The sequence below is a fragment of the Blastococcus saxobsidens DD2 genome, assembly GCF_000284015.1.
GTDB lineage: Bacteria > Actinomycetota > Actinomycetes > Mycobacteriales > Geodermatophilaceae > Blastococcus > Blastococcus saxobsidens_A.
On sequence record NC_016943.1, the window covers coordinates 3,172,850 to 3,187,472 of the forward strand.

16 protein-coding genes are annotated in these 14,623 nt (G+C 73.2%); 8 read left to right on the forward strand and 8 right to left on the reverse strand.

Going from position 1 to position 14,623, the window contains the following annotated elements:
- Window positions 1-174 precede the first annotated feature (174 nt).
- The 4 genes from BLASA_RS15050 to BLASA_RS15065 all read left to right on the forward strand — a co-directional run bounded on the left by BLASA_RS15050 (window position 175) and on the right by BLASA_RS15065 (window position 5,727).
- Entirely contained in the window at window positions 175-1,527 is a 1,353-nt protein-coding gene (locus BLASA_RS15050) for an RNA polymerase sigma factor (protein ID WP_014377048.1), read from the forward strand.
- 535 nt (window positions 1,528-2,062) lie between these two features.
- Complete coding sequence (locus BLASA_RS15055; RefSeq protein WP_014377049.1) at window positions 2,063-2,287, forward strand: DUF7455 domain-containing protein; 225 nt, start codon at window positions 2,063-2,065, stop codon at window positions 2,285-2,287.
- 142 nt (window positions 2,288-2,429) lie between these two features.
- The gene (locus BLASA_RS15060) at window positions 2,430-4,619 is read left to right on the forward strand and encodes a VanW family protein (RefSeq protein ID WP_014377050.1); all 2,190 of its coding nucleotides are present in this window, start codon (window positions 2,430-2,432) and stop codon (window positions 4,617-4,619) included.
- A 49-nt stretch (window positions 4,620-4,668) separates the two neighbouring features.
- Complete coding sequence (locus BLASA_RS15065) at window positions 4,669-5,727, forward strand: YihY/virulence factor BrkB family protein (protein WP_231839467.1); 1,059 nt, start codon at window positions 4,669-4,671, stop codon at window positions 5,725-5,727.
- Window positions 5,728-6,053: 326 nt separating this feature from the next.
- Here the strand turns inward: BLASA_RS15065 and BLASA_RS15070 are convergent, their stop codons facing one another.
- On the reverse strand, window positions 6,054-6,284 hold the full coding sequence (locus BLASA_RS15070) for a DUF3039 domain-containing protein (RefSeq protein ID WP_014377052.1): 231 nt from the start codon (window positions 6,282-6,284) through the stop codon (window positions 6,054-6,056).
- An 89-nt stretch (window positions 6,285-6,373) separates the two neighbouring features.
- On the opposite strand from BLASA_RS15070, the gene BLASA_RS15075 reads away from it, so the two are divergent.
- Window positions 6,374-7,303 (forward strand): pseudouridine-5'-phosphate glycosidase, encoded by a 930-nt coding sequence (locus BLASA_RS15075; protein WP_014377053.1) that lies wholly within the window; start codon window positions 6,374-6,376, stop codon window positions 7,301-7,303.
- A gap of 8 nt (window positions 7,304-7,311) precedes the next feature.
- The gene (locus tag BLASA_RS15080) at window positions 7,312-8,190 is read left to right on the forward strand and encodes a carbohydrate kinase family protein (protein WP_014377054.1); all 879 of its coding nucleotides are present in this window, start codon (window positions 7,312-7,314) and stop codon (window positions 8,188-8,190) included.
- Between the two features lie 7 nt (window positions 8,191-8,197).
- Here the strand turns inward: BLASA_RS15080 and BLASA_RS15085 are convergent, their stop codons facing one another.
- Both BLASA_RS15085 and BLASA_RS15090 read right to left on the reverse strand, forming a co-directional pair.
- Window positions 8,198-8,542 (reverse strand): DUF3099 domain-containing protein, encoded by a 345-nt coding sequence (locus BLASA_RS15085; protein ID WP_231839468.1) that lies wholly within the window; start codon window positions 8,540-8,542, stop codon window positions 8,198-8,200.
- 99 nt (window positions 8,543-8,641) lie between these two features.
- A complete protein-coding gene (locus BLASA_RS15090) occupies window positions 8,642-9,235 on the reverse strand; it encodes an HhH-GPD-type base excision DNA repair protein (protein WP_014377056.1) in 594 nt (197 codons plus the stop codon).
- Between the two features lie 129 nt (window positions 9,236-9,364).
- Here BLASA_RS15090 and BLASA_RS15095 point away from each other — a divergent pair, with 129 nt between their 5' ends.
- The gene (locus BLASA_RS15095) at window positions 9,365-9,565 is read left to right on the forward strand and encodes a hypothetical protein (RefSeq protein ID WP_014377057.1); all 201 of its coding nucleotides are present in this window, start codon (window positions 9,365-9,367) and stop codon (window positions 9,563-9,565) included.
- Window positions 9,562-9,879 (forward strand): type II toxin-antitoxin system PemK/MazF family toxin, encoded by a 318-nt coding sequence (locus BLASA_RS15100; protein WP_014377058.1) that lies wholly within the window; start codon window positions 9,562-9,564, stop codon window positions 9,877-9,879. Before BLASA_RS15095 ends, BLASA_RS15100 begins: the two co-directional genes overlap by 4 nt.
- Before the next feature lie 559 nt (window positions 9,880-10,438).
- Here BLASA_RS15100 and BLASA_RS25145 read toward each other — a convergent pair.
- From BLASA_RS25145 to BLASA_RS15125, 5 genes are all read right to left on the reverse strand, one after another.
- Window positions 10,439-10,603: a LuxR C-terminal-related transcriptional regulator gene (locus BLASA_RS25145; protein ID WP_166486558.1), complete on the reverse strand. Its 165-nt coding sequence runs from the start codon at window positions 10,601-10,603 to the stop codon at window positions 10,439-10,441.
- A 217-nt stretch (window positions 10,604-10,820) separates the two neighbouring features.
- Window positions 10,821-12,200 (reverse strand): FAD-binding oxidoreductase, encoded by a 1,380-nt coding sequence (locus BLASA_RS15110; protein ID WP_014377061.1) that lies wholly within the window; start codon window positions 12,198-12,200, stop codon window positions 10,821-10,823.
- A gap of 63 nt (window positions 12,201-12,263) precedes the next feature.
- Window positions 12,264-13,103: a flavin-containing monooxygenase gene (locus BLASA_RS15115; protein ID WP_083878022.1), complete on the reverse strand. Its 840-nt coding sequence runs from the start codon at window positions 13,101-13,103 to the stop codon at window positions 12,264-12,266.
- A 68-nt stretch (window positions 13,104-13,171) separates the two neighbouring features.
- Window positions 13,172-13,951, reverse strand: coding sequence for a methyltransferase domain-containing protein (locus tag BLASA_RS15120; RefSeq protein WP_014377063.1), 780 nt, complete (start codon window positions 13,949-13,951; stop codon window positions 13,172-13,174).
- 30 nt (window positions 13,952-13,981) lie between these two features.
- Window positions 13,982-14,545 carry an OsmC family protein gene (locus tag BLASA_RS15125; RefSeq protein WP_014377064.1) on the reverse strand — a complete coding sequence of 188 codons (564 nt, stop codon included), beginning with the start codon at window positions 14,543-14,545 and terminating at the stop codon, window positions 13,982-13,984.
- Window positions 14,546-14,623: the final 78 nt, after the last annotated feature.

The following is a 14,623-nucleotide window of genomic DNA, read 5'->3' on the forward strand; positions in this document are numbered from 1 at the left end:
CAATGGTGACGCCCCAGCCCGTCGCCCTCCAGCCGGGAGGGATTCCCCCGTCCCGATCGCGGTCAAACGCCGCGCCGGTCCGCGGGTCCTCCGGTCCTCGAGAGCCCAGGCGGAGCCGCTGCCCGCGGACCACACGGTCCCCGGGGAACGAACCCAGTACGGGAAGGAACCTGAGTGCCCGCCGATCAGCCAGCACCGGAAGCAGCCGTAGCGAGCACCCCGCGCGCCAGGACGGCCGCAGCCGGGACCCGTGCCGGCACCGAGAAGACGGCCGCTGAGCCGGCCGCCGGCCGGAAGAAGGCGCCGGCCAAGACCCCGGCCACCAAGACACCGGCCAAGGGGCGCGCCAAGCCGACGATCACCCCGTCGCCGGGTGCCGGTGAGGGCACGGTCCTCACCGCCGTGGCCACCGAGGACTCCGCGGTCGCCGTGGTCGACGCCGGCTCGGAGGGCCTCAAGCTCGACGAGACGGTCGTGACCGGCAAGGACGGCGTCGAGGTCGCCGCCGCCGAGGAGGAGACCGCCGAGGGCGGCACCGACTTCGAGTGGGACGACGAGGAGGAGTCCGAGGCGCTGCGGCAGGCCCGCAAGGACGCCGAGCTCACCGCGTCGGCGGACTCCGTCCGCGCCTACCTCAAGCAGATCGGCAAGGTCGCCCTCCTCAACGCCGAGGAGGAGGTCGACCTCGCCAAGCGCATCGAGGCCGGGCTCTACGGCTCCGAGCGGCTGCGCCAGGTCGAGGAGGAGGGCCAGAAGATCTCGCCGCAGATGCGCCGGGACCTCAACTGGATCGTCCGCGACGGCGAGCGCGCCAAGAACCACCTGCTCGAGGCCAACCTGCGCCTCGTGGTCTCCCTCGCCAAGCGCTACACCGGCCGCGGCATGGCATTCCTGGACCTCATCCAGGAGGGCAACCTCGGGCTGATCCGCGCGGTCGAGAAGTTCGACTACACCAAGGGCTACAAGTTCTCCACCTACGCGACGTGGTGGATCCGGCAGGCCATCACCCGCGCCATGGCCGACCAGGCCCGCACCATCCGCATCCCGGTGCACATGGTCGAGGTCATCAACAAGCTCGGCCGCATCCAGCGCGAGCTGCTCCAGGACCTGGGCCGCGAGCCCACCCCGGAGGAGCTGGCCAAGGAGATGGACATCACCCCGGACAAGGTGCTGGAGATCCAGCAGTACGCCCGGGAGCCGATCAGCCTCGACCAGACCATCGGCGACGAGGGCGACAGCCAGCTCGGTGACTTCATCGAGGACTCCGAGGCGGTGGTGGCCGTCGACGCGGTCAGCTTCACGCTGATGCAGGACCAGCTGACCAGCGTGCTGCAGACCCTCTCCGAGCGGGAGGCCGGCGTCGTCCGGCTGCGGTTCGGGCTCACCGACGGCCAGCCGCGCACGCTGGACGAGATCGGCCAGGTCTACGGGGTCACCCGTGAGCGGATCCGGCAGATCGAGTCCAAGACGATGTCCAAGCTGCGCCACCCCAGCCGTTCCCAGGTGCTGCGCGACTACCTGGACTGAGCGATGACACGAGGGCCCGGTGTGCGATCGCACACCGGGCCCTCGTCGTCGCGCACCCTTGTCGTCCCGAGTGGGCCCGGAGGATCCGCGCAGGGCCGGCGCAGCGGCTCCGCGCCACCGGGAACGGCACCTGGCCGCGGTGCGGTTCGGAGGACCCCCGTGTCATGGCGCCACACGACCGGGGGACGGCACCCTGGCCGCGGTGTGACCCGGATGGGTCACAGACTGATAGCGGCCGGTGTATGCCGACACCTGTCGGGTAGACGGCGTAGCGTGGGCGCCGTCAGAACAGCAGCGGACCCACGGTCCGGCCGGTTCCCACCGGACGGGCAGACGACCACCAGCACGTGCACCACCAGTTCCACCCAGTGACGTCCCCTGCTGAACCCGCTCCGCCCACGCCCGGTGTGTTACGGACTCATCTCTTTCGGCGAGTCCACGACGATCCGGGCGGGAACGGGAATCCGAGGGGCCATCCTGGCGCTGTGCAGGAGGCCGATCCGCAGCCGCGGGTCCGTGCGGTAGAGAGCGAGTGATGACCCAGATGACCCAGACGCTGACGACGACCCCCGCCGCCGACGACCTGGTCGTGCCGTTCCACTGCGACCGCTGTGGTGCCCTGGCCAAGGTCCGTGTCGTGCTCGCCAGCGGCAGCGATCTCGTGTTCTGCGGGCACCACGCCCGCGAGTACGAGAGCAAGCTCCGCGACATCGCCGTCGACATCATCGACACAGAGGGCGAGCAGCACGTAACCGCGTGAGGGAGGCGATATCGTCGCGCCCGCGATGACCGCCTCACCCGACGACGCCGCCGCGTCCGATGCCCCGCCTCGTGCGGGCACCGGGCCGGCGGCTCCGTCGTCTCCGGGGACCCCCGGTCGGCGGCAACCGGAGGAACCCCCCATGTCCCAGCAGTCCCCCTCGTCCGACGAGACCGTACGGATGCGGACCGACGGCACCGACGGGCGCCCGCAGCCGACCAGCACGTCCCAGGCGTTCGGGACCGAGCCGGACGACACCCGGCCGGTCGGCCGGGACTGGCAGCGCGGCGCCCCTGAGCGCGCGCCGGGCGTTCCCACGGACGAGCGCGCGGCGCTCCCCACGGACGACGATCCAGCTGTCCCCCCCGTCACCGCGAAGGCCGACGAGGCCGACGGCACCCAGCGCTTCGATCGCGTCAGCCCCGCGCCGGCACCGGAGGACGACACCGCGCGGACCGCCGTGGTGCCGCCCCTGGACCCCGGAGGGGACTCGCCCTCCGGGCCCCCCTCCGACCACCGGCCGCCGGCGGGCAGCCCCCGCGGCCCGCGTGGCCCGTGGTGGCGGCGCCGTACGGCCCTGGTCCCCGCCGGGCTCCTCGCCGTGCTGGCCGCCGCCTACGGCGTGGACCTGCTGGCAGCCTCCGGCGAGATACCGCGGAACACCGTGGTGGCCGGCGTCGACGTCGGTGGGCTCGCTCCCGCGCGCGCGGCACAACTGCTCGAGGAGGAGCTCGCTCCCCGCGTGGTGGCCGACCACACGGTCACCGCGGCCGACGTGACCGGCACGCTCTCCCCCGCCACCGCCGGCATCACCCTCGACGTCGCCCGCACCGTGGACGCCGCCGAGGACCAGCCGCTGAACCCCTGGACCCGACTGGTCACCGTCTTCTCCGACCGCGAGGTCGAGCCGGTCATCACCGGCGAGGAGACGGCGCTGGCCGCCCAGATCGAGGGCATCGCCGCGCAGGTCGACCGCGCCCCCCAGGACGCGACGATCGCGATCGAGGGCACCACCCCGTCGGTCGTGGAGCCGGCGGACGGCCGGGCCCTGGACCGCGACGGCGCGGCCGAGGCGATCACCGACGCGCTGGCCTCCGGCGGCGACCCCAGCGTGCCCATCGAGCTGCCCGTCGACGTCACGCGCGTCGACGTCGACGTCCAGGAGGCCGAGCGGGTCCTGGAGGAGACGGTCACCCCGGCGCTGTCCGCGCCGGTGCGGGTCGTCAGCCAGGACGGCGGCACCTCCGCAGAGGTCCCGGTCGAGGCGATCGCCGCGGCGCTGACGTTCACCCCCCAGGACGACGGCGAACTCGCCGTGGGGCTGGATGCCCCGGCCCTGCAGGCCGCGCTCGGCGACGAGCTGGGCGCCTTCGGCACGCCCGCCCAGGACGCCCGGTTCGAGGTCTCCGGTGGCGCGGTCACCGTCGTGCCGTCGGTCGACGGGACCGGGATCGCGCCGGCGCAGCTCGTCGAGCAGCTGCTGCCCGTGCTCGACGACGAGGCGCCGCGGAGCGTCACCGCCGAGCTCGGTCCGGTCCCGGCGGAGTTCACCACCGCCGAGGCCGAGGCGCTCGGCATCCGCGAGGAGATCTCGAGCTTCACCACGAGGATCGGCAACCCGGCCAGCGGCGAGAACATCCGGGTGGTGGCCAAGGAGGTCGACGGCGCGGTGATCATGCCGGGCGAGACCTTCAGCCTCAACGGCTTCACCGGCCCCCGGGGGACCGCTCAGGGGTACGTGGAGGCCGGCGTGATCAACAACGGCGAGTTCACCACCGCCGTCGGTGGCGGCATCAGCCAGTTCGCCACGACGATGTTCAACGCGGTGTTCTTCGCCGGCCTCGAGGACGTCTTCCACAAACCGCACAGCTACTACATCAGCCGCTACCCGGCCGGCCGCGAGGCGACCGTCTACTACGACTCGATCGACCTCACGTGGCGCAACGACGGGGACACCGGCGTCTACGTCGACACGGCGTGGACGCCCGAGTCGCTCACCGTGACCTTCTACGGGACCGAGCGCTACGAGATCCAGTCGGTCAGCAGCGAGCGGTACAACATCCGGCAGCCCGTGGTGCAGGACAAGCCCGACAGCCCCACCTGCGAGCCGCAGTCGGGGTCGACCGGCTTCGACATCACCGTGACCCGCATCTTCCGCGACCTCACCACGGGCGCGGAGCTGAAGCGGGAGAACTTCGTGACCCGGTACGCCGCCGAGCCGATCATCAACTGCGTCCCTGCCGAGCCGCCCGCGCCGGCTCCCGAGGGCACCGCCCCCAGCCCCGCGCCGGCGCCCGGCGGACGTCGGCCGGCGCACGGACGGGCGGCCTGACGCCGGCTGCCGGACCGATCGGACACCACCCGCCGTGCACACTGTGCAGGTGAGCGCCGTCCTGCCCAGCGACTCGCCCACCCGGACCGGGGCGGGGGAGCCCACGGCCGCGAGCCCCGCCACGTCCGGCTCGACGCGGACGGACACCACGGCACCTCCGAAGCTGCGCCACTGGCCCACGCCGGTACGGGTACCGCTGCAGGTGGCCGGCCGGACGCTGGCGAAGGCGTGGCAGGACCGCATCCTCGGGCTGTCGGCCGAGGCGGCGTTCTGGCAGATCCTGTCGGTCCCGCCGCTGCTCATCGGGCTGCTCGGCTCGCTGGGCTACCTGGGTGCCCTCATCGGGAACGACGCCGTCAGCCAGATCGAGGAGCGTCTGCTCGACGCCTCCGCGCGGGCACTCACCACGGACGTGGTCGACGGCCTGGTGCAGCCCACGCTGACCGACATCCTGGGCTCGGGCCGCCTCGAGGTGGTCAGCCTCGGCTTCCTGCTGTCGCTCTGGGCGGGCTCCTCGGCCACCGCGACCTTCATGAACACCATCGTCATCGCCTACGACCAGCGGGACGTGCGCGGCCCGATCCGCACCCGGCTGAAGGCCCTGTGGCTGTTCGTCGTCGGGATGTTCCTGGCGGTGCTCACGCTGCCGCTGCTGGTGCTCGGCCGGGACGTGCTGATCACACTCGTCCCACCGGACTGGCGGAACACCACGGACATGCTCATCGGCGCGGTCTACTGGCCGATCGTGGTGGTGGGCCTGCTGCTGGGCCTGACCAGCTTCTTCCACGTCGTGCTGCCGAACCGGCTGCCGTGGCGGCGCCACCTGCCCGGCGCGCTGCTCAGCCTGGGGTTCTTCCTGGTGGCCGCACTGCTGCTGCGCGCGTACGTCACCGACATCCTCACCACGGCGCTGCCCTACGGAGCGCTGGCCGCTCCCATCGCCGCCCTGCTGTTCTGCTTCTTCTTCGGCATGGCGGTGCTGCTGGGCGCCGAGCTCAACGCCACCATCCAGTCCCGCTGGCCGGCACCGCTGCGCCGGCACGACCGGCGCCGGAAGGCCCGCCGCCAGGCAAAGCTGGAACAGGAGGCCCGCCGCCTCGGGCTGTGACACCGCCGTGACATCGCGGTTCTCCGGACCGCACCGCCGTGACATCGCGGTCCTCCTGACCGCACCGCCGCCAGGTGCCGTCCCCGGCTGCGCTGAGCGCCTCCGTCGTCCCTGCGCGGACCATGACCTCGCGCTCCTCCGGACCGCACCGCGACCAGGTGCCGTCCCCCGGCTGCGCTGAGCGCCTCCGTCGTCCCTGCGCGGACCATGACCTCGCGCTCCTCCGGACCGCACCGCGACCAGGTGCCGTCCCCCGGCTGCGCTGAGCGCCTCCGTCGTCCCTGCGCGGACCCCTCCGGGGTCCACTCGGGAAGACCAGGCCTTCCTCAGTCCTTCTTGAGCTGCTGGTAGACCTCCTTGCAGGCCGGGCACACCGGGCTGCCGGGCTTGGGGCTCTTGGTGACCGGGAAGACCTCGCCGCACAGCGCCTCGACGAGGGTGCCCATGACGGCGCTCTCGGCGATCTTGTTCTTCTTGACGTAGTGGAAGACCTCGTTGGCGTTGCCGGTGTCCGATTCGCGGACGTCCGGCCGCTCGAGGATGTCGCTGCTGCTCATGCGGGCTCCCTGCTCGACGGTCGGGTCGTGCGGTCGGCGCGCGGCCGGGGGGCCGCGGTGCTCCCGCACCCGCCCACCATGATGACAGGGTGGCCCCCGCGAATTCCCCTCCCCACCCGGTCCTGTCCGCCGAGGTCGCCGACGCCCTGGCTGCCGGCGGCCCCGTCGTGGCACTGGAGAGCACGCTGCTGGCGCACGGCCTGCCGCGGCCCGACAACCGCGCCGCCGCGGACGACGTCGAGGCCGCGGTCCGCGCCGGGGGCGCCGTCCCGGCGACGATCGCCGTCCTCGACGGCGTTCCGCACGTCGGCCTGACACCGGCTCAGGTCGACCGGGTGTGCGCCGATCCGGACCTGGCCAAACTCGGGGTCCGCGACCTGCCGGTGGCCGCCGCGCTCGGGCTGAGCGGCGCGACGACGGTGTCGAGCACGGCCTTGCTGGCCGAGGCGGCGGGCGTGGCCGTCTTCGCCACCGGGGGGCTGGGCGGGGTGCACCGGCTGGCGAGCGAGACCTTCGACGAGTCGGCCGACCTGACCGCCCTGTCACGCACGTCCGTGGTGGTGGTGTGCGCCGGCGTCAAGTCGATCCTGGACGTCCCGGCGACGCTGGAGCGGCTGGAGTCGCTGTCGGTCACGGTCGTCGGCTACGGCACGACCACGTTCCCCGGCTTCTACGTGGCCGACTCGGGCTCGACGCTGGACTGGTCGGTCGCCGACGCCGAGCAGGCGGCCGCGGTCTTCGCCGTGCGCCGCCGGCTCACCCGCGGGGCGGTCGTCGTGGCCAACCCGCTCCCCGCCGACGAGCAGCTCGACCCGGTGCTGCACGACCGGGTGATCGCCGATGCACTGGCGGCGGCCGACGCGGCCGGCGTGCGCGGCAAGGCGGTCACGCCGTTCGTGCTCGACCACCTGCACCGCGCCAGCGAGGGCGCGACCCTGGCGGTCAACGTCCGGCTGGTCCTGCGCAACGCGGAGCTCGCCGGCCGGATCGCCGCGGCGCTCGCCGCCTCCCCGGCCTGAGCACGGTCGTGGCCGGCCCGGTCGTCGTCGTCGGGGACGTCGCCACCGACGTGGTGGTGGTCCTCTCCGGCGAGCCGGCGCCGGGGTCGGACCGGCCGGCGTCGATCCGCACCCGCGGCGGCGGCGCGGGCGCCAACGTCGCGGTCCACCTGGCCCGGGCGGGGGTGCCCGTGGTGCTCGCCGGCTGCGTCGGCGACGACGCGGCCGGGGCGAACCTGTCCGCCGAGCTGGCCGACGCCGGGGTGCGGCTGCGGCTGCGCACCGTGCCGCGGACGGCGACCGGCACGATCGTGAGCCTGGTCGAGCCGGGTGGGCAGCGCAGCATGCTGGCCGACCGGGGAGCCAACCTGGCGCTCCGCCCTTCCGACGTGCCGGCCCCGCCCCCGGGTGGCCACCTGCACCTGTCGGGCTACACGCTGCTGGACCCCGGCCCGCGCGCCGCGGGACTGGCGGCGCTGGCCGCGGCCACCGCAGCCGGCTGCACCAGCTCGGTGGACCCGGCCTCGACCGGCCCGCTGCGCGCCTACGGGGTGGACCGGTGGCTGAGCGACACGGGCGGGGCGACGCTGGTGCTGCCCAATGCCGACGAGGCGCGGCTGCTCACCGGCTGTGCGGACGCCGCCGAGGCGGCGCGGGCGCTGGCGCGTCGGCACCCGATCGCCGTGCTGACCCTGGGGGCCGACGGGGCGCTGTGGGCCTCCGGGGACACCGTGGTGCACCGACCTGCCGTGGCGACGACGGTCGTGGACACGACCGGCGCAGGAGACGCGTTCGCCGCCGGCCTGCTCCGTGCGTGGCTGAAGGATCGGAGCTGCTCACCCGCGGCCGCCCTGGACGCCGGCCTAACTCGGGCCGCCGAGGTGGTCCGCCGGCCGGGAGCCCGCTGAGATCCGCTCAGCCCTCGATGATCCGCCCGGTCCGCGCCGGGTTCTCCAGGACCCGGTCGGGGCGCGCATCGACGCCCGGGAGGCGGGTCCTGGCCTTCGGGGGCCGGTCGTTGGCCATGACGACGGCGATCCAGGGCAGGACCGTGCCCAGGACGGCGAGGATGACCATCAGCCACACGGTCTGGTAGAAGACCGCGGCCAGGACGAGCGCCACGCCACGGATGGCCATCGTGATGGCGTACCGCCGCTTGCGGGTGGCCTGCTGGTCGGTGAGGCTCGGGGCCGCCTCGGTGATGAGCACCGGCTCCGGCCTGCGCGACCGCGGGAACTGCTGGCTCGAGGCCACGGGCACCTTTCCCTCCGCTGGCCGGTGTCCGCGGGCATCACCCCGCCGGCTCCCGGACCACTCCCATGGTGCCACCGCGCAGGGTCCGGTGCAGGCGCCCGGCGATCAGTTCCCGGCCGTCTGCTTCGCCGCCTTCGCCCCCTGCTTCTGCTTTTGCTTGAAGGCGCGCACCTCGGCCAGGGACTCCGGACCGGTGATGTCAGCGACCGAGCGCCGGGAGCCCTCGAGGCCGTAGTCGCCGGCGGCCTCCCGCCAGCCGGATGGGGTGATGCCGTACTGCTTGCCGAGCAGGGCGAGGAAGATCTTCGACTTCTGCGCGCCGAACCCCGGCAGCGCGTTGAGCCGCTTCAGCAGCGTCGCCCCCTCCGCACCGTCGGCCCACAGTCCCGCCACCTGGCCGTCGTAGTCGGCCACCAGCGCCCGGCACACCTCCTGGGCGCGCGCGGCCATCGACCCCGGGTAGCGGTGCAGCGCCGGCGGTCCCTGGAACACGCGCACGAGCTCGTCGGAGTCCATCGACGCCAACTGCTCGGCCGAGAGCGTGTCGACCCGCAACCGGTCGGCGAGCAGCCGCGGTGCGCCGAACGCCCGCTCCATGGGGAACTGCTGGTCGAGCAGCATCCCGATCAGCAGCGCGAGCGGGTCGCGGCTCAGGAGCTCGTCGGCGGCGTCGTCCTGGGCGATGCGGAGAGTCGGCACATGAAGATGGTGCCGTAGAGCCGTGCCGCAGCAGTCATCCGTTGGCGGTACCCAACGGCCACTGCGCGATTAGACCACCTGGACTGCCGACTGTTGCACAGCTGTCAAACATTTGCATAGCCTCACAGCGTGACCAAGACCATCGGATTTCGTCCGACCGATGAGGACGAGCGAATCATCCGCGAGGGGATGCGGGACGGCGAGCGAACGGCCGACGTCATCCGCCGCGCGCTCCGCCTCCTGGACCGCGAAGCGTGGCTCGCGCGAGCGCGGGGCGACGCCGAGCGGCTGGCGGACGAGGATCTGTCAGGCGAGGCCGATGCCTGGTGATCCGCGGCGCCGTCTACCGGGTCGACCTCGGCGAGGCGCGGCGTGGGCATGAGCAACGCAGCCGGCGCTACGGCCTGGTCCTGAGCCCGACCGACATGGCGTGGAGCGTCGCCACGATCGTTCCGACGTCGACACGGGCACAGCCGGCCGTCTTCCGGCCCGAGATCGAGTTGGGCGGAGTTCCCACCCGGTTCCTCGTCGATCAGCTACGCAGCATCGACGTGCGGTTCCTCCACGGAGAGCCCGCCTACTTCCTCCATCGCGAGGAATTCGAGGAGGTCGAGGTCGCCGTCAGCCGCTACCTCGGCCTCTGATCCGCACTCGCCCGCACCGCCCCCTGAGACAGGGCCAGCCTGCTGCTTCGTCCACCCATGTGCTGGTCCAGCAGCATCCCGATCAGCAGGGCGAGCGAGTCGCGGCTCAGCAGTTCGTCGGCGGCGGCGTCCTGGGCGATGCGGAGGGGTCGGCACATCGGAGATGGTGCCGTAGGGCGATCCCGCCGCAATCAGCGAAGCAGAGCTGCCCCCGGTGGCGACGCATCCGCCGCCACGCACAGGCAGAAGGGACCGCGGCCTACCGGCAGCTCATGCGGCACGGCAGCCGCGGTGCACGCTGACCACGGCCCGACCGCACCAGTGGGAATCGGTCGGCGCCGGGCTGGCCGCCGACTGCTCGGGAGCCGTCCTTGTGCGCGGCGTAGCAGAGGTTCAGCGGGTCGCCGTCCACGTGCGCGGTCTCGGCCGAGCCGAAGGGCCTCGGCGAGCATCTGCCGGGCGAGCTGCTCATCCCACGCCGTGCCAAGCCTCTCCGCCGTAGGCCAGCGAGACGGTCGGGCAGTGGAATACCGACGCTCCGTCGTGCGCCCAGACAGCATCAGGGCTCGGCGATGTCGCCGTTGGAGCGGCCTTCGGCGATCAGGACCAGGATCTCCAGCTCGCGCGCGGTGAGCTCGCGAACACCGGGACCACCCGGCCGTAGCCGTGCGAGCTGCCGCTCCGCCCTGGACCGGTCGGCCCCCGCGCCCAGGCCTCTGGCCACCCGATGCGCGCGGCCTCGGGCTCCCGCCGGGCGCTGCCGAGCCGGCCTGCGTCGACATGGACCTCGGCTGCCTCCAGCTGCGCGGTCCCCGTCTCCTGGAGTGGGGTTCTCGGCCCTCGATGAAGGCGGCCGGTTCTGCGGTCACCTGCCTGGACTGCTCCGCCTGCCCGGGCGGATCTGGGAGCGGTTCATGCAGACAGCGTCTCGGGAGCACGCATCACGCCCCTGCCACGGCCAGGGGAACGATGTTCTGGTTCATGCGGAAGACGTTGTCGGGGTCGTAGGTCTGCTTGACCTGGGCGAGGCGGGGGAGGTTGGGCCCGTAGGCGGCATGGACCCGGTCGGTACCCTCGGCGCCGAGGTTGTTGACGTAGACGGCGTCCTGCAGGTGCGGTCGTAGCGCCTCGAACAGGCCGCGGGCCCAGGCGATGGTGCGGTCGGTGTCGGCCGGGTCGGCCCACTGGGCCAGGATCAGCAGGTCGTACTGCTCGGCCCGGTGCGGGAACGCGGTCGCGTCGGTCGGCACCCGGGCGGCGGCGCCGTGCAGCCGTTGCAGCCCGACGCCGCTGAAGCCCAACGGCATCGCGGGGACGTGTTCGAGCAGCACGTCGACGGTTGCGTCGGTCAGGTGCCGCAGGTAGCCGGATTTCCAGTAGTGCAGCCGCCCGGTCGGGAATCCCTCGTCCGGGGCGCTCTGCATCGCCATGTAGGGGATGACGCCGACGGTGTCCGCCAGCGGTGGGCCGGCCGTGCGCAGCGGGGCCAGTACCCGTGCACCGTCCTCGACGGGCCCGCACCAGCAGGCGATGATCGACAGCATCGGCTGCCCGTCCGGGCCGCGACCGAGGGAGACCGCGGTGGACAGCTCGTTCGGCGCCGACGCGACGAGTTCCTCGTGCACCCGCAGCACCTGGCGGACCCGCTGCCAGGGGTAGGTGATGGCGCCGGCCAGCACCGGGCCGACCGGATGCAGCCGGTAGGTGAAGAAGGTGACGACGCCGAAGTTGCCGCCGCCGCCGCGGATCGCCCAGAACAGGTCGGGGTGTTCCTGCACCCGGATGCGCAACACTTCACCGTCGGCGGTGACCACCTCGGCGCCGAGCAGGTTGTCGCAGGCCAGACCGTAGCGGCCGTTGAGCCAGCCAAGCCCGCCGCCGAGAGTCAGGCCGGCAATGCCGGTCGCGGACACGATGCCCAGCGGGGTGGCCAGCCCGTGCTGCTGGGTGCCTCGGTCCAGCTCCCCGAGGGTCAGCCCGGGGCCGGCGCCGGCGAAGAGCTTCTCCGGGTCGACGTCCAGTGCCTTCATGCCGGACAGGTCCAGCATGAGGCCGCCGTCGCAGACGGCGTTGCCGGCGACGTTGTGGCCGCCGCCGCGGACGGAGAGCACCAGGTCGTGGTCCCGGGCGAAGGCGATGCCGGCCGCCACGTCGGCGGTGTCCCGGCAGCGGGCGATGGCCGCGGGTCGGCGGTCGATCATCGCGTTGAACACCGATCGGGCGGCGTCGTAGTCGTCGGCGGCGGGCCGGACGAGTCGGCCGTGCAGCCGCTCTCCGAGGTCGTCGAGGGCCGCGCCGGGCACGGTGGGGGTCAGGGTCATGGTCGCCAGTCCTCTCGTGGGGGGATCGGTCCTCCGAAGGTCACCGGACGGGCTAACCGTCGGCTAACCGCCTGCTGAAGGCCCGCCGTCGTCCGGAACGAGCTCGGCCAGCGGCAGGCCGGCGCCGCGCCGCAGGCCCTGCTCGGTCGCTCCAGCGCCGAGTCGCGCCGTCAGGTCCTGCCGCACGCCGTCGGCGCCGCCGACTCCGGTGACGGGGACGCCGATCTGCGCGCGCAACGCGGTGGCGTTCCCGTTCCCGGCCACCGACCGGGGCAGGATGTTCGGGGGCGTGCGCACCGCGAGCCAGACGCCACGGGCTCCACCGTGCGCCAGGTCGTGCGCGATCTCGAACCCCGACGAGCCGGCCCCCACCACGAGCACGTCGGCCCCGGCGAACGGGACGGGATCGGTGTAGTCGGTGGAGTGGAGGGTGCGGATCGAGGATCGATCCGCACCCCACTCCGGCGGCACGGCGCCGCGGGCCAGCAGCCCGGTCGCGACGACGACCTCCCCGGTGCGCCAGTCGCCGTGGTCGGTGACGACCCGCCACTGGCCTCGGTCCTCGGTCACCCGCCGCACGTGCACGCCTGTGCGGACGTCGAGCCCGGCGGCGGCGCTGTAGGCCTCGAGGTAGGTGACCACGTCGTCCCGGCCCGGAAAGGTGCCCGCCCCGCGGGGCATCCGCATCCCGGGCAGCCCCGAGAAGGCCCGGCCGCTGTTCAGCCGGAGGCCGCGGTAGCGACGACGCCAAGCGGCGCCGACGCCGTCCCCCTGCTCGAGGACGACGGCCGGCACCCCGCGGCGGTCGAGGGCGGCGGCGGTGGCCAGGCCGGTCGGTCCGGCTCCGACCACCACGACGGGCAGCATCTCCCCGGAATCGGTACGTGCTGTGTCGCTCGTCATCGTGGCGACCTCCGTCGATCTCGCTCGACCCGCCGTGCCCCTCGCTTTACCAGGAGCGGGTGCGCTGGTCAGGGCGCCTGCTTCCGCGCGAGCACGGAGACGCTGCGGACGCCGTAGGTGCCGCTGGCCGCGCGCGCCTGCTCGGACAGGAACTGGTAGTCGTTGGGTCGCACCTGCTCGACCCGCAGGCCGGCGCGTGCGATGGCGTCCAGGTAGGCCCGCTGCTGCGGCGCGCCGCCGATGCAGGAGGCCCACAGGTCAACGTCGGAGACGATCGCGTCGGTGAGAGCGGTGTCGGTGACGATGTCGGCGATGGCGAGCCGGCCGTCGGGCCGCAGCACCCGCGCCACCTCGCGGAACACCCGGTCCTTGTCCGGGGTCAGGTTGATCACCCCGTTGGAGATGACCACGTCGACGCTCGCATCCTCGACCGGCAACTGCTCGATCCGCCCGGACCGGAACGTGACGTGGCCGAGGCCGTGCTGGGCGCGGAGCCGCTCGGCCTTCTCCAGCTGCGCGTCGGTCATGTCGACCCCGACGACACCTCCGGCCGGGCCGACCCGCAGCGCGGCGAAGAACGCGTCCATCCCCGACCCCGACCCGAGGTCGACCACGGTCTCCCCCTCGCGCGGGTCGGCCAGGTCGAAGAACCAACCCACCCCGGCGAAGGACTCGATCGCCCCGTCCGGGAGACGGTCCAGCTCGGCCGGCGGGTAGCCCAGCCGCTCGGCCAGCGCCCGGCCGGTCTCGAAGTGGAACTCCCGCTGCGGCGTCCGGGCCACGGCCCGGTACATCTCCTGCACCTTGCCGGTGAGCGCCTCGGTGTCGATGGTGGTGGCGTGCGTCATGACGATCTCCCTTCTGGTCGTGCGACCCCGTCAGACGACCTCGAGCGTGGTCTCGACCGGCACCGGGTTGATGAGCGAGTCGCGGACGGGGGAGGTTTCCTGGACGTACCGGCACAGCTCCTCGAGCTGTTCGCGAGTGGCGTTCGGGCTGCTGACGCGGCCGTGAGCCCGGATCACGGTGAAGCCCGGCCGCGGCCCGTCCAGGCCGAGGAACGGCCGCACGTCGAAGTCGCCCTCCACCTCGTAGTCCATGCGGGTGATCTCGATACCGCGGGCGGCGGCGTTGGCCACGTAGCCCACCGCGTAGCAGAACGCGAGCGCCTGGAGCAGCAGCTCGACGGCGTTCGGCCCCCGGTTGGCGCCCAGCAGCACCGGCGGCTCGTCGCCGTGCAGGGTGAAGGCGGCCGCCCGGCTGCGGTCTTCGCCGCCGTCCTGGCGGAACGTGTGGATCTCCCCCGTGTTGTACGTCCCGTCCTGCCACCTGCTGCGAGCACGGAAGGTGAACGCACCCAGGCTCGGGTCGTCCTTGACGGCCTCGACGGTCTCGGTGAGCGCCCGGACGTCGATCCCGTTGGAGACGGTGGTGGTGGTCATGGTGTCCTCCCTGTTGTCCCGGTCGGCGGCCCGGGTTGGGCCGCCGCAACCAACGTAGGAAGGACGCCGGACCGGCAC